Source organism: Halohasta sp. A2, from assembly GCF_056175805.1.
Genome location: NZ_JAQFWV010000264.1, coordinates 1 through 285 on the forward strand (window position 1 = coordinate 1; position 285 = coordinate 285).

Here is a 285-nt window from a genome sequence, read left to right on the forward strand (position 1 = left end):
GCGCGGCATCCGGGAAAGCCCGAATAGGTGAATCTCTGCTTCACGCACTGGCGTCCTGGGTGAACAAACCATGTACCTCGGAATTGATGTCCACAAACAGTACGCACAGGTGGCAGTAATGGATGAGGCTGGCGAGATTGCCGAAGAGGTTCGCGTCGAGAACGCGAACCTCGACGAACTCGCTCAGCAATACGCTGGCTCGCAAGCCGCGATTGAAGCGACCAGCAATTACTACCACATCCACGATACGCTGTCCGAACACTTGGATGTGGCTGTCGCTCATCC

Annotated in this window: 1 pseudogene; it reads left to right on the top strand. The window is 56.1% G+C overall.

Features of this window, described 5'->3' with window-relative positions:
• Window positions 1-70: 70 nt before the first annotated feature.
• A pseudogene (locus O2S87_RS19065) lies at window positions 71-285 on the top strand (IS110 family transposase); the annotation flags it as partial.